This is a genomic window from Blastococcus sp. SYSU DS0533 (genome assembly GCF_054050775.1).
Genome location: NZ_JBJGZZ010000012.1, coordinates 51,264 through 70,295, shown reverse-complemented (window position 1 = coordinate 70,295; position 19,032 = coordinate 51,264). Strand labels below are relative to the sequence as shown.

Below are 19,032 nucleotides of genomic sequence, written 5' to 3'. Positions count from 1 at the left end.
GATGTCGGGGCCACCGGGCACCCTCCGGCCCCCGACTTCCCGGATCTCGGCGCCCGGGCCCGGCGACGGGCGTTCGAGCGGGAGCGCCGGGTCAGGGGATGCGGGCCGGGTCCAGGTGGCGCAGCAGCGTCTCGCCGAGGTCGCGCATGGCGGCCACCTGCGCGGGGGAGAGCTGGTCGAAGAGCTCCCGGCGCACGCCCTCGACGTGCACGGGTGCCGCGCCCTCCAGCGCCGCGAAGCCCTCGTCGGTCAGGACGGCGAGCTGCCCGCGGCCGTCCTCGGCGCACACCTGGCGGCGCACCCAGCCGCGCTCCTCCAGCCGGGAGACCGCGTGCGAGAGCCGGCTGCGGGAGGAGAGGCACCGGTCGGCGAGCTCGCTCATGCGCATCATCCGCTCGGGCGTCTCGGAGAGCGCGACGAGGATCTCGTAGTAGGCGTGCGAGATGCCGGTGCGGTGGCTGAGCTCGCGGTCGAGCCGGTCGAGCAGCAGCTGGGCGCTGTAGAGCCAGGCCCGCCAGGCCTGCTGCTCCTCCGGGTCGAGCCAGCGCGGCTCACCCGTGGGGAGGGACTCCTGCGACACCGACGTGGTCATGCCCTCAGAGTACTGGCGGAATAGTCAAGCGCTCAACTACGCTTCCGGACAGCGAAGGTCCAACGCTCAACCACCTGGGAGACACCATGACCAGCAGCAGCACCACCGTCCAGATCCCCGGCTACATCGCCGGGACCTGGGACATCGACGCCAGCCACTCCACCGTCGGCTTCTCCGTCCGCCACATGATGGTGAGCAAGGTCCGGGGCTACTTCCGCGAGTTCTCCGGTGAGATCGTCACCGCGGAGGACCCGGCGCAGTCCCGCGTCACCGCGCAGGTGAACATGGACTCGATCGACACCCGCCAGGAACAGCGCGACGCGCACATCCGCTCGGCGGACTTCTTCGACGTCGGCAACCACACCGAGATGACTTTCCGCTCCACCGCGGTGAAGACCGACGGCGCCGACTGGACCGTCGAGGGCGACCTCACCATCAAGGGCATCACCAAGCCCGTCGTCCTGGAACTGGAGCTCAACGGCTTCGGCCCGGACGCCTACGGCGGCACCCGCGCCGGCTTCAGCGCCAAGACCGAGATCTCCCGCAAGGAGTTCGGCGTCGACATCGACATGCCGATGGACGGCGGCGGCGTCGTCGTCGGCGACAAGATCAACGTCGAGCTCGAGATCGAGGCCGTGCTCCGCACCGCCTGATCGCTGCCGCCCGGGGCGATCAGGTGACCTGGTCGTCCTGGGTCCCGGCTCGGTACCGGTCGTGAGCCAGGACCCCCTGTGATCAGGCCACCTGATCACCAGCACGTCACCGGGGCCCCGGGCGGTTCGCCGCCCGGGGCCTCAGGCCTCCTCGGGGGCCAGCACCTGGAAGAGGACGTGGTCCTGCCACCGGCCGGCGATGCGCAGGTACCTCGGCGCCAGCCCGTAGCGGGTGAAGCCGTTGCGCGCGAGGACCTTCTGCGACGCCGCGTTGTGCAGCAGCGTGCCCGCCTCCACCCGGTGCAGCCCGAGGTCGGTGAAGGCCCGCCGCAGCATCTCGGCGACGGCGCGGGTGGCCAGCCCCCGGCCGTTGTTCGCCGAGGCGACCCAGTAGCCGAGGCTGCCCGACTGGAAGGCGCCGCGGACGACGTTGTTCAGCGTCACCCGGCCGGCCACCGCACCCGCCTCGTCCAGGACGACGCACGGGAGGGCCAGCCCGGCCTCGTACCGGTCGAGGGCCACCCGGACGTCGGCCCGCTGACCCGCTTCGGTGTACCACCGCTCGTCGCGGGCCGGTTCCCAGGGCGCCTGGAACTCCCGGTCCGCGCGGACGAGGTGGGCCAGGGCGGGGGCGTCGTCGAGCGCCAGGAGGCGGGTCCGTGCGTGCACGAGCAGCGACCCTGCCAGGCGCCGCGGTCGACCCCTCGGCAGGGACACTGGTGGACATGTCGACCTCCGCTCTCGCCCGCGTCCCCGCCTCCCTCCTGGTCGCCGTCGGGCTCGCCGCCGGTTTCGGGATCGCGCAGGGGACCGGCATCCGGGCGCTCGGCGGGGCGGTCTTCGCCGTCTGCGGCGTCGGGGCCGCCTGGATCGCCGCCCGTCGCCGCGGTCCCGCCGTCACCGCGGGCCTGGCCGCCCTCTACGTGGGGGCCTTCGTGCTGGCGCACGTGCTGGCCCTGGGCGCCGGCTTCCCGGCCTGGTTCGCCGTGAGTCTGGTCACTGTCGCCGCCGCAGGGGTCACCTTCGGGGTGGTCGACAGGTCGCGGGAGGCCGTCCCCACCCGCTGAGCACCTAGAGTGGAGGGAAGGTCGCGGCTCCGGTCGCTGTTGACCTGATGCCCGCGCGCGTCCGCGCGGCGCGCCCCCGAGCTGCCCGAGGTGCCCTTCCGCATGCCCACCCGCAACGACCTGCGCAACGTGGCGATCATCGCCCACGTCGACCACGGCAAGACGACCCTGGTCGACGCCCTCCTCCGCCAGGCCGGCGCGCTCGGCCGCGCCAAGGGCGAGGGTACCGAGGCCGACACCACGCAGGACCGCGTCATGGACTCGATGGACCTCGAGCGTGAGCGCGGCATCACCATCCTCGCCAAGAACACCGCGATCCGCCTGGCGGACGAGGACGGCAACCCCGTCGTCGTCAACATCGTCGACACCCCCGGCCACGCCGACTTCGGCGGCGAGGTGGAGCGCGGCCTGTCGATGGTCGACGGCGTCGTCCTGCTCGTGGACGCCTCCGAGGGGCCGCTGCCGCAGACCCGCTTCGTCCTGCGCAAGGCGCTGGGCAAGGGGATGCCGGTCATCCTCGCCGTCAACAAGACCGACCGCGGTGACGCGCGCATCGCCGAGGTCGTCGACGAGTGCTACGAGCTGTTCATGGAGCTCATGGAGGACGCCGGCCTGGACGCCGACGCCCTGGAGTTCCCGATCGTCTACTGCAACGGGCGCACCGGGCAGGCCTCGCTGAACCGGCCGGAGAACGGCACCGTTCCGGACAGCCCGGACCTCGCCCCGCTGGTGAAGACGCTGCTGGAGACCATCCCGGCGCCGAGCTACGACGCCGAGGAGCCGCTGCGCGCGCAGGTCACCAACCTCGACGCCTCCCCGTTCCTGGGTCGCCTGGCGCTGCTGCGCATCCACTCCGGTGAGATGAAGCGCGGCCAGCAGGTGGCCTGGTGCAAGGTCGACGGCACCATCAAGAACGTCAAGATCACCGAGCTGCTGATGACCGAGGGGCTCACTCGCACCCCGGCCGACAGCGCCGGCCCCGGCGACCTGGTCGCCATCGCCGGCATCGAGGACATCATGATCGGCGACACCCTCGCGGACCCGGCCGACCCGCGGCCGCTCCCGCCGCTGACGGTGGACGAGCCCTCCATCTCGATCACCATCGGCATCAACACCTCGCCGATCTCCGGCAAGTCGGGCAAGAAGCTCACCGCCCGGCTGATCAAGAACCGGCTCGACCAGGAGCTGGTCGGCAACGTCTCGGTGCGCATGCTGCCCACCGAGCGCCCCGACACCTGGGAGATGCAGGGCCGCGGCGAGCTGGCGCTGGCCATCCTCGTCGAGCAGCTGCGGCGCGAGGAGTTCGAGCTGACCGTCGGCCGGCCGACCGTCGTCACCAAGGAGATCGACGGCAAGCTCCACGAGCCGGTGGAGCGGGTCACCATCGACACCCCCGGCGAGTACGTGGGCACGCTGACCCAGGCGCTGGCCACCCGCCGCGGCCGCATGGAGAACCTGGTCCACCACGACACCGGCTGGGCGCGGATGGAGTACATCGTGCCCTCGCGCGGCCTGATCGGGTTCCGCACCGAGTTCCTCACCGAGACCCGCGGCACGGGCGTCCTCAACCACAACCTCGAGGGCTACGAGCCGTGGATGGGCGACATGCGGGCCCGCCCGACCGGCTCGCTCGTGGCCGACCGGCAGGGTGTGGCCACCTCCTACGCGATGTTCTCGCTGCAGGAGCGCGGCTCGATGATGGTCGCCCCCGGCACCGAGGTCTACGAGGGCATGATCGTCGGCGAGAACTCCCGCCCCGACGACATGGACGTCAACATCACCAAGGAGAAGAAGCTCACCAACATGCGGTCCTCGACCGCTGAGGAGCTCGAGCGGCTGATCCCCCCGCGCATCCTGAACCTGGAGCAGGCGCTGGAGTTCTGCGCCGAGGACGAGTGCGTCGAGGTCACCCCGGCCGCCGTCCGCGTGCGCAAGGTGATCCTCGACCAGAGCGAGCGCGGCAAGGCCAAGAACAAGAAGCCCAAGCCCAGCTGATCGCCCCCGCCCCTGCGGCGGGACCGTCCAGCACGTCGCCACGGGCGCCGTCCCCACGGGGCGGCGCCCGTCGCCGTCCCCGGGCGTCTCCTGCACGCTGCGCCGCCCGGTGAGGTCGCAGCGTCGTGGTCGCCAGGTCACGAATCGTGATGACCGGCCGGAGGAGCGCGGCACGCCCGGCCCACGCACCCCAGGAGGCGTGTGTCGGCGCGCCTACGTTCTCCTCGGGGTCATGTGCCGTGGCCCGGGGACGAGTGGACGAGAGGCGGCCGACGCTCATGGCGACGATCACCCGTACGGTGCCGGCGACCGAGGGGTTCCGGGGTGGGATCGACGTCCGGGTGAGCCTGCGCGCCGATGCGGGGTCGGGCGGGTCGGCCTTCGACGGCGCGTGGTTCCCGCGCAGCCGCGACCTCGCCGTCGAGCTGCCGGAGCTCGTGGCGGCCCTGGAGCGGCACGGAGTGCGCGTGGAGCGCTTCACCTATGCCCTGGAGGCGTGGCAGCCCGCTCCCCGGAAGCTCGAGGTGCTCGGCCGGACGGTGCGGGCCGGTGGCTTCCGGAGCATGGACCCGCAGGTCGTCTGCCTCACCTGGGACGGCGGCAACCGCCGCGCCGACCTGCTCGTCGTCCCACCCGAGACCGACGTGCTCACCGGCGCCCGGGCGCTGCGGCTGTGCACCCGCCGGGGCCTCCCGTCCTCGCCGCAGATGGTGCTTGCCGCGGCCCGCTCGACGCCGCTCCCGCAGGTGCCGACCTTCCCGGCGTCCCGCGCGGTCTAGCGAGGTCCAGCCGAGGGCGGGTCCCCCGTGGGCGGAGTCGCTGGACGGCGGGGGAGCGACCGGGCTGGAGCGGCCCGCATGAGACTCCTGGTGCTCGGCGGCGCCCAGTTCCTCGGCCGGCACGTCGTCTCCGCGGCCCTCGCGCGCGGCCACGACGTCGCCACCTCCACCCGCGGGGTGTCCGGGCCCGCCGCCGCCGCCCTGGGCGGGGTGCACGGGTACGCCTACGCCAGCAGCCTCAACGCCTACCGGAGCTGGCCACCCGGCCCGGTGGGGCGCGAGGACGGGGAACCGGCCTGGGACACCGAGGACGACGGCTACGGGCCGAGCAAGGCGTACGCCGAGCGGGCGATCGGCGCGAGCACCGGCCCGGGCTGTCCACCGCACGGGCCGGGCTGGTCGTCGGCCCGTACGACTACGTGCACCGGCTGGGCCGTAGGAGGACCCGGCTGCCCCCCACGCCTCGCAGGCTCGGCGCGGGCCCCTGCAGCCGGGCCGTGCTCTGGTGGATGCGCGTGACCTGGCGGGCTGCCCAGCCGTCCGCTGGCCGAGACGGTCGGTGGCACCTGGGCCTGGCAGCAGGCAGACCGCCAGCCGGAGCACTCGCCCCACGGTCTGGCGCGGCCGGGCGTCCCGCGGAGCTCGAGACCGCCCTGGTCCCCGCGCGGCGGCGCAGTCGTGCGGGGGTCAGTCGCGCGGGGCGCTGGGCCGGCCGGCGCCCACTCGCTCGTCCGCGACGACGTCGTGCTCGGCGAGCTCCGCGATGGCGTCGGCCGACTCGAGCGCGGCCTCCTGCCGGTACCGGCGGTAGGAGTGGACGACGGCCAGCACCCAGACGCTCCCGAGGACGGCGTAGGCCACCGCGCTGGCGGTGTCGCCGGCGTCCACCCACTCGCTGCGCAGCAGCGTGCGGGCGTTGGTGAGCACGATCATGCCGCCGACCAGGGAGCCCAGCAGCCGCGGCGGGAGGTGCCGGACCAGCCACGCGGCGATCGGTGCGGCCACCAGGCCGCCCGCGAGCAGGCCCGCGACCCACATCGGGTCGATGCCCTGGGAGCCCAGGGCCAGCAGGAAGCCGGCGCTGGCCGCCAGGGCGACGAGGAACTCGGAGGTGTCGATCGAGCCGATGACCTTGCGCGGCTCCATCCGGCCGCTGGCCAGCAGCGCGGGGGTGCCCACCGGGCCCCAGCCGCCGCCACCGGTGGCGTCGACGAACCCGGCCACCAGGCCGAGCGGGCCCAGGAAGCGCTTGCGGATCGGCTTGCCCACGTTCCGCCGGTCGATGCCGCGCAGCGTGAAGCGCACCAGGATGTAGGCGCCCAGCGAGACCAGGATCAGGGACATCACCGGGGCGGCGACCTCGGTCGAGAGGCCGGCCAGGAAGTGGGCGCCGGCGAACGCGCCGACCGCGCCGGGCACGCCGACCCGCGCGACGACCTTCCAGTCGACGTTGCCGAACTTCCAGTGCGAGAGCCCGGAGGCGAGCGTGGTGCCGATCTCGGCGAGGTGGATGGTCGCCGACGCCGCCGCGGGGTTGGTGCCGATGGCCAGCAGCAGCGTCGTGGAGGTGACGCCGTAGGCCATGCCCAGGCTGCCGTCGACGAGCTGGGCGCCGAAGCCGGCGAGGGCGAGGAGGATCAGGGTCTTCACGGGGCGCTGACTCCGGGGTCTCACGGGCGCGGGCGCGCAGGGGCGACCGCGTGGAGGGGGACGATACGGATTCCGCCGCTACGGCGGGAGCGGATCAGCAGCCCGGACAGGCAGCAGTGCAGACGCGCAGCAGGTCGACGTGTCGCCGGCTCACGAGGAGGAGCGCCGTCGTCCGTGTCACGGCGATATGTCTACCAGATCGATGCACTTATGCGTCAATGCAGCTCACCTCGTGGGATGGGTCGCCCCGATCAGCCGACGACCAGGTCGGTGAGCACGTAGGCGACCGCGGCGACCGCGGCGGCCGCGGGCAGGGTGACCACCCAGGCGGTCACGATGTCGCCCGCGACACCCCACCGGACGGCCGAGAGCCGGCGGGTGGAGCCGACGCCCATGATCGACGTCGCCGTGATGTGCGTCGTCGACACGGGGACGGCGAAGACGGTGGCGGTGGTGACCATCAGGCTGGAGGCCACCGTCTGCGCGGCGAACCCGCCGGCCGGCGTCAGCTGGATGATCCGCCGGCCCATCGTCCGCACGATCCGGAGGCCACCGGCGTACGTGCCGGCGGCGATGGCGGCTGCGGCGGCCACCACCACCCAGGCCGGCACCTCGAAGGTGTCGATCTCCCCGGCGGTGTAGAGGGCGAGGGTGATGATCCCCATCGTCTTCTGGGCGTCCTGCATGCCGTGACCGAGCGCCATCGTCGCCGAGCTCAGCACCTGCGCGTGCTTGAAGCCGCGGTGGGCGCGGGTCACGTTCGCCCGCCGGAACGTCCACAGCAGCGAGAGCATGAACAGGTAGCCCAGCCCGAAGCCGAGCAGCGGCGAGACGATCATCGGCACGAGGACGTCCTCGAGGACGCCGGTCCACTGCACCGAGTGGGCGGCGGCGAGCGCCGCGCCCACGAGGCCCCCGATCAGGGCGTGGGAGGAGGAGGTCGGCAGCCCCAGCCACCAGGTGACGAGGTTCCAGGTGATCGCGCCGACCAGCGCCGCGAAGACGATCTCCAGCCCCTCGCCGCCCTCCGGGGGCTCGATGATGCCGGCGCCGACGGTCTTGGCGATCTCCGTGGAGAGGAGAGCCCCCACCAGGTTCATCACCGCGGCGAGGGCGAGCGCCGCCCGCGGGGTCATCGCCTTGGTCGACACCGCCAGGGCGATCGCGTTCGCCGCGTCGTGGAAGCCGTTGGTGTAGTCGAACGCCAGGGCCACCACCACGATGGTGATCAGGGCCAGGAAGGCCGCGTCCATCGCGGGCTCAGGACTCCTTGACGGCGATCGTCTCGACCACGTTGGCCACGTGCTCGAACGCGTCGGCTGCCTCCTCCAACTGGTCGGCGACCTCCTTGAGCTTGAGGATCTCCAGCGCGTCGAACTCGCCGCTGTAGAGCCGGGAGAGCAGCCGCCGGTAGAGCTTGTCCGCCTCGTTCTCCAGCCGGTTGACCTCGATCCAGTAGTCGGAGAGGTCCTTCATCGTCCGCAGCCCGGGCATCGCCTCGGCGGTGGTCACCGCGCAGCGCTGCAGCAGCGACACCTGCTGCCCCATCTCCGCCGGCAGCGTTCCCAGGCCGGTGAGGACGACGAAGTCGGCGGCGGCCTCGACGTGGTCCATGACGTCGTCGAGGTCGCTGGCCAGGGCGTAGATGTCCTCGCGGTCGAACGGCGTCACGAAGCTGGTGTTGAGCGCCCGGAAGATGGCGTGCGTCGACCGGTCCCCGGTGTGCTCCAGGTCGCGCAGCCGCACGGCCAGCTCCGCCCGGCGGGCGTGGTCGTGGACGAACTCGCCGAGCACCTCCGTCGCCGTCACCAGGTTCTCCGCGGAGGCGGTGAACAGCGGGTAGAAGCTGGAGTCCTTGGGGGTCAGGCTGAAGGGCACGCGGGAAGCTCCGTCTCGGCTGGGGACCACGGCCGCCGGGACCCGGCTGGCGCACGGCCGTCGGGGAGCATAGGTGTCCGCCAGGTGGACGGTGCGTGTCCGCCGGTCAACTGTGAGCGGTCTCGCTCCGGCCGGCGTCCTCGCTCACCCGGGCGAGGGAGTCGACCAGGTCGGCGCGCGCCCGGGCCACGCGCGACCGGATGGTGCCGACCGGGCACCCGGCGACCTCCGCGGCCTCGGCGTACGGCAGCCCCAACAGCTGCGTGAGCACGAACGCCTCGCGCCGGTCGGGGTCCAGCCGGGCCAGCAGGTCGGCCACCGCCGCGCTCTCGCCGACGGCGTCCCCGGCGCCCTGGGGGGCCAGCGCCTCCAGGTCGGCGGGCTCCCGGACCAGCGTCAGCCGCCGCCGGCGACGTGAGCGCACGGCGTCCGCGCAGACCCGGCGGGCGATGGAGAGCAGCCAGGTGCGCACCGAGGAACGGCCCTCGAACCGGTGCAGGGACCCGAACGCCCGCAGGAAGGTCTCCTGGGTCAGGTCGTCGGCCGAGCCGGGATCGCCGAGCGCCGCGCACAGCCGCCACACGTCGGTCTGCGTCTGCCGGACGAGGGTCGCCGCAGCCAGCGGATCGCCGTCGGCGGCGTCCGCGGCCACGCGTGCCAGGTCGTCCATGTCCTCGTCAGGGTGTCACGGGAAAGTCCGGGGGTGGTGGGAACCGGACGGGGCCCGGCGGAGACTAATGAACCATGTCGTGCGACCTGAGCCGAGAGGCCGTCTCCTCGCGTCTCGACGGCGAGCCGCTCGGGATGCCCGCCGCGGAACTGGACGCCCACCTCGCCACGTGCGCCGGCTGCGCCGCCTGGGCCGCCGCGGCGGAGCGGGTGACCCGCCGGGCGCGGCTCTCGCCGGCGCCGGCCGTGCCCGACCTCACGGCGACCGTCCTCGGCGCCCTGCCCCGCGAGCTGCCCGGGGCCCGCGCGACCGCGCGCGCCCGGCTGGTGGCCTCCGCCCTCCGGGTGGCGCTGCTCGTCGTGGGCGCGGCCCAGGCGACGCTCGCCTGGCCCCTGCTCGTCTCGGGCGCCGGGGGGATGAGCGCGCCGGTGCACATGGCGCGGGAGAGCGGCGCCTGGAACCTCGCGCTGGCCGCGGCGTTCCTCGCCGTCGCCGCCGGTCCGCGGCTGTCTGCCGGCGCGCTGCCCTTCCTGGGGTCCTTCGTCGCCTTCCTCCTCCCGGTGACCGTCGCCGACCTGCAGGCAGGGCACGTGCACGCCGACCGGGCGCTGAGCCACCTGCTGCTCCTGGCCGGCACCGTCCTGGTCGCCGCCGTCGCGTGGCGGGGCCGTCGTCGCGCCGTCCCCGCGGTCGCCGGCCGGCCGGTGACCGCGTGAGGCGCACCGCGCTCCTGTTCCTCCTGCTGGTCGCCGGCTGGTTCGGGGCGGGCGTCGGCACCGCCGTCCCGGCGGCCGCGCACGCCACGCTGGTCGCCACGACGCCGGGGGAGGGCGCACGCGTCGACACCGCCCCCGACGCGGTGACGCTGCAGTTCACCGAGGGCGTGTCGCTGGGCGCCGGGTACGCCCGCGTGCTGGGCGCCGACCAGCAGCGGGTGGACGCCGGCAACGCCACCGTGGACGGCGACGTCGTCACCGTCCCGCTGCGCGGCGACCTGCCCGACGGGGGCTACCTCGTCACCTACCGCGTCATCTCCGCCGACTCGCACCCGGTCTCGGGTGCCTTCTCCTTCGCCGTCGGCGACGGTGAGCTCCTGGCCGCCGGCACCGCGGACTCGGGGACCGCCACCGACCCGGTCGTCGGGACGCTGCTGCCCGTCACCCGCTGGGTCGGGTACGCCGGGCTGGCCCTGGCCCTCGGCGTGCCGGTGCTGGTCGCGGTCTGCTGGCCCGCGGGGCGGGCGTCCGCGCGGCTGCGCGGCATGGCGCTCGGTGGCGCGGCCGCCGTCGCCCTCTCCGCCGTCGCCGGCTTCCTCCTGCAGGGCCCCTACGCCGCCGGCACCGGACTCGCGGCGGTCGCCGACCCGGCGCTGCTCGGCGCGACGGCGCGCACCGGGGTGGGCTGGGGCGCGCTCGCGCGCGTCGTCCTCGCGGTCGCCCTCCTCCTCGTGCTGCGCCGGGCGTGGCAGGCCCCGACCGCGCCCGGGCGCGGGGCGACGGCCCTCGTGGCGGCGCTCGGGGTCGGGCTGGTGCTGGCCACCGCGGCGGTCGGCCACCCGGTGGCCGGACCGTGGCCGGTCCTGGCCGTGCTCGTCGCCGCGGTGCACGCGGGCGCGATGGCGGTCTGGCTGGGCGGCCTCGCCGGCCTGCTCGCGGCCACGGTGCGGCCGGACGCCGAGCCCGGAGTGGTGGCCACCGCCCTCCCGGCGTTCTCGCGGCTGGCCTTCGGTGCCGTCGTCGCCCTCGTGGTCTCGGGCGTCGTGCAGTCGGTGCGCGAGGTCGCGTCCCCGACGGCGCTGGTCGAGACGACGTACGGCCGGCTGCTCGCCGTCAAGCTGGTGCTCGTGGTGGTCGTCCTGGCCGCGGCCGGGATCTCCCGGGTCTGGGTGCAGCAGCGGCTGGGCGTCCGCCGTCCCCGCAGCCGCCGGACGACGACCGTGCACGCCTTCGCGGCCGGCGTGGCCCCCCAGCGGGCCGAGCCCGCCCCGGAGGAGGTCGCGGCCGCCGCCGAGCGCGACCGCGCCCAGGCCGAGGGCGCGGTCGAGCACCTGCCCGCGCTGCGCCGGTCCCTGCTCGTGGAGGCGGTGCTGGCGGCCGTCGTCCTCGCGCTGTCGGCGGTGCTGGTCGCCACGCCGCCGGCCCGCACCGCGCTGGCCCAGCCGGTGGAGGTCGTGCTGCCGCTGCAGGGCGGGTCCGGCGCCACCAGCGGCAGCGTCCAGCTGACCGTGGAGCCGGCGCGGCCCGGACCGAACTCTCTGCACGTCTACCTCTTCGACGACGCCGGGCGGCTCACCCAGCCGGGCGAGATCCGGGTGACGCTCACCGAGCGCAGCCAGCAGATCGGCCCGCTGGACGTCGCCCTGGAGCCCGCAGGGCCCGGCCACTACGTCGCGGACGGCATGTCGATCCCCGGCGCCGGCACCTGGACGCTCACCGCCACCGTCCGGCTGGACGAGTTCACCGCCCTCTCGGCGGCGACCGACTTCCCGGTGCGCTGACCGTCCTTCCCGCGCCACCCCCTCCACGAGGAGTCCCGTGTCCCTGCCCCGCCCGCTCGCCCGGCTCGCCGTCCTGCTGCTGGCCGCCCTCACCGCCCTGGGAGCCGCGGGGGGCCTGGCCCCCCGCGCAGCCGCGCACGTCACCGTCTCCTCCGCCGACGCCGCCCCCGGCGGCTTCGGGAAGCTGACCTTCCGGGTGCCCAACGAGAGCGACACCGCCAGCACGGTCGCCGTGCGGATCCAGATCCCCGAGGAGGCGGCGATGGGCTCCCTGCGGGCGCAGCCGGTGCCGGGCTGGACGATCAGCACGGAGACCACCGAGCTCGCCGAGCCGATCGAGGTGCACGGCCGGGAGATCAGCTCCTACATCTCGCTGGTGGAGTTCCGCGCGGCCGACGGCGCCGGCATCGCGCCCGGCCAGTTCCAGGAGTTCGCGCTCTCCGGGGGGCCGTTCCCGGAGGCGGAGCAGCTCGGCTTCCCGGCGGTGCAGAGCTACAGCGACGGTAGCGAGGCGGCCTGGATCGAGCCCACGCTGGCCGGTCAGGGCGAGCCGGAGCGCCCCGCCCCGGTGCTGTCGCTGGTCCCAGGCGACGCCCCGGCGGAGGGGGTGCGGGCCGTCGCGACGGCCGACGAGGCGCATGCGCACACCAGCGATCCCGGCGCCCTCGCGCTGTTCTTCTCGATCCTCGCGCTGCTGACCGCGATCGCCGGTGTCGTCCTCGGCGTCCGGGCATCCCGACGTACCGTGTCCACGTGACTCCCGCCGTCCGCCGTCGCACCCGCCGGGCCGTGCCGGCGCTCCTGCTCACCACGGGTCTGCTGCTCGCGGGCTGCGGGGGCTCGGCGGACGACGGCGCCGGTGATGCGGCGGCCGCAGGGGAGCACGACCACTCCGCGGGCGCACCGGCGGCCGTCGAGGGACCCGAGGACCGCTACGCCGGGATCGACCTGCCCGAGCCCTACCGCCGGCCGTCGTTCACGCTGACCGACACCACCGGTGCCGAGTACGACTTCCGGGCGGCCACCGCCGGGCGCCCGACGTTGCTGTTCTTCGGCTACACCAACTGCCCCGACGTCTGCCCCACCACGATGGCCGACGTCGCGGTGGCGCTGCGCGGGCTGGACCCGGCGCTCGCCGAGCAGGTGCAGGTGGTCTTCGTGACCACCGACCCGGCGACCGACACCCCGCAGGTGCTGGGGGAGTACCTCGACCGGTTCGACGCCGACCTGCCCACCCCGTTCATCGGCCTCACCGGTGACCAGGCGGCGGTCGAGCGGGCCCAGCTCGCCGCCGGCGTGCCGCAGGCCGAGGACGAGGGCCGGCTGCACTCGACGCTGCTGCTGCTGTACGGCGGCGACGACGAGGCGCACGTGGCCTTCGACGCGGGGAACACCCACCAGGACATCGCCGAGGACCTCCAGGTGGTGGCGGGCGCGTGAGCCGTGGCCTGGGCCGGCTGCTCGCGGTCCTGGCCGCCGTGGTGGCGCTGCTGGCCCTCGCCGGGCCGGCGTCGGCGCACGTCGGTGGCGAGGCGGCCGGCAGCGACTTCGACGCCCGCGTGCTCGAGGTGCGCCCGCAGCCGCCGGGGGTGGGCGTGCGGTCGCTGCAGTTCGGTGACGAGCTGGAGCTGGTGAACACCACCGACGTCGACGTGCTCGTGCCGGGCTACTCCGGCGAGCCCTACCTGCGGATCGGCCCCGACGGGGTCTGGCGGAACGCGAACAGCCCGGCGACCTGGATCAACCTGGACCGCTACGGGCGGACGGCGCTGCCCCCCTCTGCCGACGCGGACGCCGCCCCCGACTGGCAGCAGGTCTCCACCCGGCCCGCCTACGTCTGGCACGACCACCGCACCCACTGGATGAGCGAGGGGGTCCTCCCGCCGCGGGTCGCCGCCGACCCCGGCCGGGAGCACGTGGTCTCGGAGTGGGTCGTGCCGCTGCGGCACGGGGAGACCGACGTGCAGGTGGCCGGGGTGCTGACGTGGAGCCCGCCGCCCTCGCCGTGGGTGGTGTGGCTGCCCGTGGCCGCGCTAGCGCTGGCCGCCGCGGCCGCGGGGCTGCTGGTGCGCACGCCGCTCCCGCTGGGGGTGCTGCTCGGCGTCGGCGCGCTCGCGGCGCTCTGGCACGCGATGGCGACGCCCGAGCCCGCGGTGACCGTGGGGTCCCACGTCGGCGCCGTCGTCTCGGCGCTCCTGCCGGCGGGAGCCACGCTGCTGTGCGCCGTCCTGGGGCTCCGGGCCGCCTGGCGGGGCCGCGGCGCGCTGACCGGGCTGCTGGCGGTCGTCACCGGGTGGCTGCTGCTGGTACAGGGCCTGCCCGACGTCGACGTGCTGTGGTCGGCGAACGTGCTCTCCGGCGGGCCGGAGCCACTGGCGCGGCTGGCCGTGACCGTGCTGGCGTCCCTGGGCGTGGGCCTGCTCGCCGGCGGGGTCGGCGCGGTACGCCGCTTCCGGGAGACCCAGGCGCCGCTCGGGGGAACCGCCGCCGGGCGGCCGGTGCCGGCGGCCTGACGGCGGTTCCCGCGGGCTTAGGCGATGTCGGCGACGACGTTCGCCGTGCCCCCGCCGAACAGGGTGTTGGCCCGCTGGAGGTCGCCCTCGAAGTCGACCTCGACCGCGGCGTACTGCGAGATGTCGACGGGGCGGACGCGCAGGCCGGCCTCGGCGATCGCCGTCTCGATGCCCCGCTCGAAGTAGTCCTGGGAGGAGCAGGCCTCCAGGTGCTCGACGAGCAGGGCCTTGTCGGTCGAGGAGACGTAGTTGATGCCCACGGCCTCGCCGAGCCCGCCGCGGACGGTCTTGGACAGCTCGGCGATGAACCCGTCGCCGTCGAGGGTGTACTTGACCTCCTCGTCGGCGACCGTGCTGGTGTCCACGCAGACGAAGCTCTGGTCCGCCACGATGGAGGGCAGGGCGACCTCGAGCACGGCCGGGTCGAAGACGACGTCGCCGTTGAGCCACAGCACCCCGCCGTCGCGCGTGGTGCGCAGTGCGCGGAGCAGGCTCTTGGACGTGTTCGTGACCGCGAAGTCGGGGTTGTAGGCGAACAGCAGGTCGGGCGCGGCCTTCATGATCCGCTTGCTGCGGTAGCCGACCACCGCGGTGACCGACACCTCGGCACCCAGCACGGCGCGCAGGCCGTCGAGCTGGCGCTGGAGGATGCTGCGGCCGTCGTCGAGCCGGGTCAGGGGCTTCGGGTCCTGCCGGCCCAGCCGGGTCCCCATGCCCGCGGCCAGGATGACGACCTGCACCGAGGGCGCCGGGTGCCGCCGGCTCGTGGTGCGCGCCGAGGAGGGGGAGCCGCCCCGACGGACGGCGTCGAGGATGTGGTCACCGGTCCGCACGGACATCATCTCCCTCAGGGATCGAGTTGGTCGTCCGCCCGGACGCGGTCGCGTCCGGGAGGATCAGGTCGAGGACCCGCTGCGTCGCAGCGCCGTCCTCGAGGTGGCAGAACGTCTCGCGGAACCGGGCGTATCGCTCGGCGTGCTCCGCGCTGACCTTGTCGATGTCGGCGATCGCCGAGACCAGCTCGCCGCTGGTGGCGACGAGAGGACCGGGCGCGACCTCGGCGAGGTCGAAGTAGAAGCCTCGCAGCTGGTCACGGTACCGGTCCAGGTCGTAGGTGAAGAACAGCAGCGGCCGGCCGGTGATGGCGAAGTCGAACATCGTCGACGAGTAGTCGGTCACCATCAGGTCGGCGGCGAGGTAGAGGTCGCGGATGTCCGGGTGGTTGCAGACGTCGCGCACCGACGAGCCCTCCACCACCTCCAGCCGGCTCATCACCATGTTGTGCAGCCGGAGCAGCAGCACGTGGTCGTCGCCGAGCCGGGCGGAGAAGTCGTCGAGGTCGATCGGGAACTCGAAGTCCCGCTCGCCCGTGCCCTCGAAGACGAGGTCGTCGCGCCAGGTGGGCGTGTACAGGACCACCGTCTGCTCCTCGCCGACTCCCAGGTCGGCGCGGACCTGCGCGCGGACCTCGTCCCGCCGCGGGTCGGAGAGCAGGTCGTTGCGGGGCAGGCCGGTCTCGTGGACGGAGCCGGTGTAGCCGAACGCCTTCCGCAGCCGGTCGGTGGTCACCGCGTTCGGCGACAGCAGCAGGTCCCAGCGGGCGATGTCCTGGTCGAGGTAGGCCAGCCGGCCCTCGGGCGCCCACAGCACGTCGTAGTGGATGCGCTTGAGCATCGTGCCGTGCCAGGTCTGCAGGTAGGTGGTTCCCGGCCGCTTCTCCCAGTCCAGCGGGATGTGGTCGTTGGAGATGACCAGGTCGGCCGCCTCCAGCGCGGCGATCGACTCCGGGCTGCCGAAGGTCAGCGTCCGGACGTCGGCCGGGAAGCCGGCCTGGGTGTGCGGGGCGGACAGCCAGGTGTGGGTGGCGTCCGGCTCATGCTCGCGCAGCGCCTCGTAGAGCGCCCGGGGGCTGTCGGAGAAGTGCCCGCGGAAGGCCACGTAGACGATGTTCACCGGGCGGCTCCCGTCAGGGCGCCGGCGTCCGGCCGGCCGGCGAGCACCGGCAGCACCAGGCCGGCCAGCTCCTGCCAGGACCCGACGACCGCCACGGCACCGGCGGCCAGCAGCGCCTCGGCGCGCGCCGCTCGCTCCTCGGGGAGCACGAACAGCAGGTTGCCGATGGTGGGGCAGCCGGCGCCGACGGCCGAGCGCACGCCGGCGACGGCGTCCTCGACCGCGAGCCCCTCCTCGGGCGCGATGCCCAGCGCGGCGCAGGCGTGCCGGTAGACGGCGGGGTCGGGCTTGCTCGTCGGCACCGGCAACGAGTCCTCCGCGCTGTAGCGGCGTGCGGGCGGGATCAGCTCGTCCAGGCCGGTGGCGGTGAAGCAGGCGGCCAGCCGGGACAGCGCGCTGGAGCTGACCGCGGCGAGCTCCAGGCGGCCGGCCAGGGCACCGAGCGCGTCCAGCGTGGGCCCGTGCGGTCGCAGGGTGCGGCCGAGGTGCTCGGTGACGGCCCGGCGCTCCTCGGCGACCCACGGCTCCACGTCGACGTCGTGGACGCCGGCCGCGGCGGCCAGCGCGAGGGCCGTGGACCGGAAGTTCATGCCGGTGGCGGCGTGGCGCAGCTCCTCCGCGGTGTACCGGCGGTCGATGCCGACGGAGGCGAGGAACGCGTTCGTGACCTCGGCGGAGGCGTCGAACGCCGGTTCCTCGGAGGGGAAGAGGTTGCCGTCGGCGTCGCAGAGCAGGTACTGCACCCGCTCGATGAGCGTCGGCGGAACGGTCGGCACCAGGTGTGCTCCCTTCGGGGGCGGGGTGGTGGGGTCAGGGGTGCTCACCGCGGCAGCGCCGCGGGGGTGAGCGTGCGGGCGGCGACGGTCGCCCGGACACCGTCGCGGTCGAAGGCGGTCAGGACCTCCTCCAGGGCGGCCACGAACGAGGGGTGCGACCCGAGGTCCCCGAAGACCGAGGTCTCGCCGAGCAGGGGCCGCGGGTCGCTCCCGCCGGCGCGGGCGAGCGCCTGGAGCCGCTCGGCGAGGGCGTCCTCGACGAGGAGCGGCCGGCCGCTCTCGTCGATGCCCCTCAGGTACCGGAACCACCCGGCGACGGCGAGGGTGAGCAGGCCGTGCGGCCGGCCCTCCTCGATCGCCTGGCGCAGCGACGGCAGCAGGTGGTGGGGCATCTTCGTCGAGCCCCGGCGGCACAGCCGGGGTAGCCCGTCGGCGATCGCCGGGTTGGCGAACCGCTGCAGCAGGGTGCGCTTGTACTCGGCGAGGTCGATGCCGTCGGGCGGCGGCAGCAGCGGTGTCACCTCGACGTCCATGAGCCGGGCCACGTAGCCGGCGAGCACCGGATCGGCCATCACCCGGTCCAGGCTGGCGTACCCGGTCAGGGAGCCCAGGTAGCCGAGGGCGCAGTGGCTGGCGTTGAGCAGCCGGGTCTTCATCAGCTCGTAGCTGCCGACGTCCGGTACGAACCGCACGCCGACGGCGTCCAGCGGGGGGCGGCCGGCGGAGAAGGTGTCCTCGATGACCCACTGGGAGAACGGCTCGGTGATGACCGGCCACCGGTCGTCGACGCCGTACCGCTGGGCCACCGCGGTCCGTTCCTCGGGGCTGGTGTGCGGCGTGATGCGGTCGACCATGCTGCTGGGGAAGGCGACGCGGTCGGCGATCCAGCGGGCGAGGACCTCGTCGCGCAGCCGGGCGAACCCGACGACGGCGGCGCGGGCGGCGTCCCCGTTGCGGTGCATGTTGTCGCAGGAGACGACCGAGAACGGGTCGAGGCCGGCGCGGCGGCGGCGGTCGAGCGCCTCCACGAGGTAGCCGAACACCGTGCGCGGGGAAGCCGGCTCCGCCACGTCCCGGCGGATGTCCTCGTCGTCGTGGTCGAAGAGCCCGGTTCGCGGGTCGACCCGGTAACCGCTGTCGGTGATCGTCAGCGACACCATGCGCGTCCGCTCGTCGGTGAGCAGGTCGAGCACGGCGGCCGGGTCGTCGGGCGCGAAGTGGTAGCCGATCATGACGCCGACGACGCGGGCCCGCTCACCGTCGGGGCTTCGTTCGACGACGGTGTAGAGGTGGTCCTGGGGGGCGAGCGCGTCCTTCATCGTCCGGCTGTGCAGCCCCACGCCGACGACGCCCCAGCCGTCGCTGATCCGGCGTTCGGCCAGCTCGTCGAAGTAGAGGAGCTGGTGGGCTCGGTGGAACCCGCCGACGCTGAAGTGCACGACGGCGGGGGTGAGCGCCGACCGGTCGTAGGTCGGCACGCTGAGCTGCGCCTCGTGCAGCGGCAGGGTCGCGTCGGTCAGCGGGTGGACCTGGGCGCTCGGGACGGCCGGAGGCGCAGGATGCCCGACCGGAGCCGTTCCGGCAGCTGCCTGGAGCGGCAGGAGCTCGGCCTGTGACATCGCGTCCCTCCTTCTCTGTCCTGGGTACGGCGCACCGGGCTGACCGGTTCCGGTTCCCGATGGTCAGCAGTACACGGGTGGTGCCGGGTGCGCGCAACCAGGTCCGGCGCCGCTTCGCGGACGCGGAGGCGCCGGGCCGGCGCGGATGTTTCACGCCGGGGGAAGGGAAGTGCCCGTTGCGGGGGTCTCGAAACGCTCTCACCTCCATCCGGCGCGTGACCATGATCTCCGATGGCTGCCGGGCGCCCTGCACCGGGTGAACCACACCGATGTCGGTAACGCCTGTGACTCGTGGGTCGGGCGGTGCCGGCCGCTCGGCGTGTCGCGCACGACGCGCCGCACGGCGGGTCACGAGTCGGTCACGCGATGTTTCGATGGGTGGGCCTCACT

The 19,032-nt window shown here is 74.3% G+C and carries 20 protein-coding genes; 10 read left to right on the top strand and 10 right to left on the bottom strand.

Annotated features, from left to right (window positions below):
- Positions 1–91: 91 nt before the first annotated feature.
- A complete protein-coding gene (locus ACI79W_RS14840; RefSeq protein ID WP_456562854.1) occupies positions 92–592 on the bottom strand; it encodes a MarR family winged helix-turn-helix transcriptional regulator in 501 nt (166 codons plus the stop codon).
- Positions 593–678: 86 nt separating this feature from the next.
- Between ACI79W_RS14840 and ACI79W_RS14835 the strand changes: the two genes are divergently transcribed.
- Positions 679–1,245, top strand: a complete 567-nt coding sequence (locus ACI79W_RS14835; RefSeq protein WP_456562853.1) for a YceI family protein — start codon at positions 679–681, stop codon at positions 1,243–1,245.
- Positions 1,246–1,386: 141 nt separating this feature from the next.
- Here ACI79W_RS14835 and ACI79W_RS14830 read toward each other — a convergent pair whose 3' ends face one another.
- Positions 1,387–1,914, bottom strand: a complete 528-nt coding sequence (locus ACI79W_RS14830) for a GNAT family N-acetyltransferase (protein ID WP_456562852.1) — start codon at positions 1,912–1,914, stop codon at positions 1,387–1,389.
- Between the two features lie 56 nt (positions 1,915–1,970).
- Here ACI79W_RS14830 and ACI79W_RS14825 point away from each other — a divergent pair, with 56 nt between their 5' ends.
- The 4 genes from ACI79W_RS14825 (at position 1,971) to ACI79W_RS14810 (ending at position 5,605) form a co-directional block, all read left to right on the top strand.
- Positions 1,971–2,312, top strand: a complete 342-nt coding sequence (locus ACI79W_RS14825; RefSeq protein ID WP_456562851.1) for a hypothetical protein — start codon at positions 1,971–1,973, stop codon at positions 2,310–2,312.
- Positions 2,313–2,414: 102 nt separating this feature from the next.
- Positions 2,415–4,307, top strand: a complete 1,893-nt coding sequence (gene typA, locus ACI79W_RS14820) for a translational GTPase TypA (protein ID WP_456562850.1) — start codon at positions 2,415–2,417, stop codon at positions 4,305–4,307.
- A 278-nt stretch (positions 4,308–4,585) separates the two neighbouring features.
- Positions 4,586–5,086 carry a DUF5994 family protein gene (locus ACI79W_RS14815; RefSeq protein ID WP_456562849.1) on the top strand — a complete coding sequence of 167 codons (501 nt, stop codon included), beginning with the start codon at positions 4,586–4,588 and terminating at the stop codon, positions 5,084–5,086.
- 78 nt (positions 5,087–5,164) lie between these two features.
- Entirely contained in the window at positions 5,165–5,605 is a 441-nt protein-coding gene (locus ACI79W_RS14810) for a hypothetical protein (protein ID WP_456562848.1), read from the top strand.
- Between the two features lie 168 nt (positions 5,606–5,773).
- Here the strand turns inward: ACI79W_RS14810 and ACI79W_RS14805 are convergent, their stop codons facing one another.
- The 4 genes from ACI79W_RS14805 to ACI79W_RS14790 all read right to left on the bottom strand — a co-directional run bounded on the left by ACI79W_RS14805 (position 5,774) and on the right by ACI79W_RS14790 (position 9,284).
- Positions 5,774–6,736, bottom strand: coding sequence for a sulfite exporter TauE/SafE family protein (locus ACI79W_RS14805; RefSeq protein ID WP_456562847.1), 963 nt, complete (start codon positions 6,734–6,736; stop codon positions 5,774–5,776).
- Between the two features lie 251 nt (positions 6,737–6,987).
- The gene (locus tag ACI79W_RS14800) at positions 6,988–7,989 is read right to left on the bottom strand and encodes an anion permease (protein WP_456562846.1); all 1,002 of its coding nucleotides are present in this window, start codon (positions 7,987–7,989) and stop codon (positions 6,988–6,990) included.
- 7 nt (positions 7,990–7,996) lie between these two features.
- Positions 7,997–8,614: a DUF47 domain-containing protein gene (locus ACI79W_RS14795; RefSeq protein ID WP_456562845.1), complete on the bottom strand. Its 618-nt coding sequence runs from the start codon at positions 8,612–8,614 to the stop codon at positions 7,997–7,999.
- Between the two features lie 106 nt (positions 8,615–8,720).
- Complete coding sequence (locus ACI79W_RS14790) at positions 8,721–9,284, bottom strand: sigma-70 family RNA polymerase sigma factor (protein ID WP_456562844.1); 564 nt, start codon at positions 9,282–9,284, stop codon at positions 8,721–8,723.
- A 74-nt stretch (positions 9,285–9,358) separates the two neighbouring features.
- On the opposite strand from ACI79W_RS14790, the gene ACI79W_RS14785 reads away from it, so the two are divergent.
- Genes ACI79W_RS14785 through ACI79W_RS14765 form a run of 5 tightly spaced genes read left to right on the top strand, consistent with a single transcriptional unit; the run spans position 9,359 to position 14,294 of the window.
- Entirely contained in the window at positions 9,359–10,000 is a 642-nt protein-coding gene (locus tag ACI79W_RS14785) for a zf-HC2 domain-containing protein (protein ID WP_456562843.1), read from the top strand.
- Positions 9,997–11,781, top strand: coding sequence for a copper resistance CopC/CopD family protein (locus tag ACI79W_RS14780; protein WP_456562842.1), 1,785 nt, complete (start codon positions 9,997–9,999; stop codon positions 11,779–11,781). The genes ACI79W_RS14785 and ACI79W_RS14780 overlap by 4 nt, the downstream gene beginning before the upstream one ends.
- A gap of 37 nt (positions 11,782–11,818) precedes the next feature.
- Positions 11,819–12,538, top strand: a complete 720-nt coding sequence (locus tag ACI79W_RS14775; protein ID WP_456562841.1) for a YcnI family protein — start codon at positions 11,819–11,821, stop codon at positions 12,536–12,538.
- Complete coding sequence (locus ACI79W_RS14770; protein WP_456562840.1) at positions 12,535–13,221, top strand: SCO family protein; 687 nt, start codon at positions 12,535–12,537, stop codon at positions 13,219–13,221. Before ACI79W_RS14775 ends, ACI79W_RS14770 begins: the two co-directional genes overlap by 4 nt.
- The gene (locus ACI79W_RS14765) at positions 13,218–14,294 is read left to right on the top strand and encodes a hypothetical protein (RefSeq protein WP_456562839.1); all 1,077 of its coding nucleotides are present in this window, start codon (positions 13,218–13,220) and stop codon (positions 14,292–14,294) included. Before ACI79W_RS14770 ends, ACI79W_RS14765 begins: the two co-directional genes overlap by 4 nt.
- A gap of 17 nt (positions 14,295–14,311) precedes the next feature.
- On the opposite strand, the gene ACI79W_RS14760 is transcribed toward ACI79W_RS14765, so the two are convergent.
- The 4 genes from ACI79W_RS14760 to ACI79W_RS14745 are packed head-to-tail and all read right to left on the bottom strand — an operon-like array spanning position 14,312 to position 18,642.
- Complete coding sequence (locus ACI79W_RS14760) at positions 14,312–15,133, bottom strand: phosphocholine cytidylyltransferase family protein (protein ID WP_456562838.1); 822 nt, start codon at positions 15,131–15,133, stop codon at positions 14,312–14,314.
- The gene (locus tag ACI79W_RS14755; protein WP_456562837.1) at positions 15,114–16,247 is read right to left on the bottom strand and encodes a CDP-glycerol glycerophosphotransferase family protein; all 1,134 of its coding nucleotides are present in this window, start codon (positions 16,245–16,247) and stop codon (positions 15,114–15,116) included. Before ACI79W_RS14755 ends, ACI79W_RS14760 begins: the two co-directional genes overlap by 20 nt.
- Positions 16,244–17,023: an HAD family hydrolase gene (locus tag ACI79W_RS14750; RefSeq protein WP_456562836.1), complete on the bottom strand. Its 780-nt coding sequence runs from the start codon at positions 17,021–17,023 to the stop codon at positions 16,244–16,246. Before ACI79W_RS14750 ends, ACI79W_RS14755 begins: the two co-directional genes overlap by 4 nt.
- Positions 17,024–17,067: 44 nt before the next feature.
- Positions 17,068–18,642 (bottom strand): mannitol dehydrogenase family protein, encoded by a 1,575-nt coding sequence (locus ACI79W_RS14745; RefSeq protein WP_456562835.1) that lies wholly within the window; start codon positions 18,640–18,642, stop codon positions 17,068–17,070.
- Positions 18,643–19,032: the final 390 nt, after the last annotated feature.

What these genes read in the sequence shown, in the direction of transcription:
- ACI79W_RS14800 (WP_456562846.1), bottom strand. Translation starts at nt 7,989, where the DNA reads ATGGACGCGGCCTTCCTGGCCCTGATCACCATCGTGGTGGTGGCCCTG.
- ACI79W_RS14785 (WP_456562843.1), top strand. Translation starts at nt 9,359, where the DNA reads ATGTCGTGCGACCTGAGCCGAGAGGCCGTCTCCTCGCGTCTCGACGGC.
- ACI79W_RS14810 (WP_456562848.1), top strand. Translation starts at nt 5,165, where the DNA reads ATGAGACTCCTGGTGCTCGGCGGCGCCCAGTTCCTCGGCCGGCACGTC.
- typA (WP_456562850.1), top strand. Translation starts at nt 2,415, where the DNA reads ATGCCCACCCGCAACGACCTGCGCAACGTGGCGATCATCGCCCACGTC.
- ACI79W_RS14745 (WP_456562835.1), bottom strand. Translation starts at nt 18,642, where the DNA reads ATGTCACAGGCCGAGCTCCTGCCGCTCCAGGCAGCTGCCGGAACGGCT.
- ACI79W_RS14825 (WP_456562851.1), top strand. Translation starts at nt 1,971, where the DNA reads ATGTCGACCTCCGCTCTCGCCCGCGTCCCCGCCTCCCTCCTGGTCGCC.
- ACI79W_RS14835 (WP_456562853.1), top strand. Translation starts at nt 679, where the DNA reads ATGACCAGCAGCAGCACCACCGTCCAGATCCCCGGCTACATCGCCGGG.
- ACI79W_RS14815 (WP_456562849.1), top strand. Translation starts at nt 4,586, where the DNA reads ATGGCGACGATCACCCGTACGGTGCCGGCGACCGAGGGGTTCCGGGGT.
- ACI79W_RS14840 (WP_456562854.1), bottom strand. Translation starts at nt 592, where the DNA reads ATGACCACGTCGGTGTCGCAGGAGTCCCTCCCCACGGGTGAGCCGCGC.
- ACI79W_RS14760 (WP_456562838.1), bottom strand. Translation starts at nt 15,133, where the DNA reads ATGTCCGTGCGGACCGGTGACCACATCCTCGACGCCGTCCGTCGGGGC.
- ACI79W_RS14790 (WP_456562844.1), bottom strand. Translation starts at nt 9,284, where the DNA reads ATGGACGACCTGGCACGCGTGGCCGCGGACGCCGCCGACGGCGATCCG.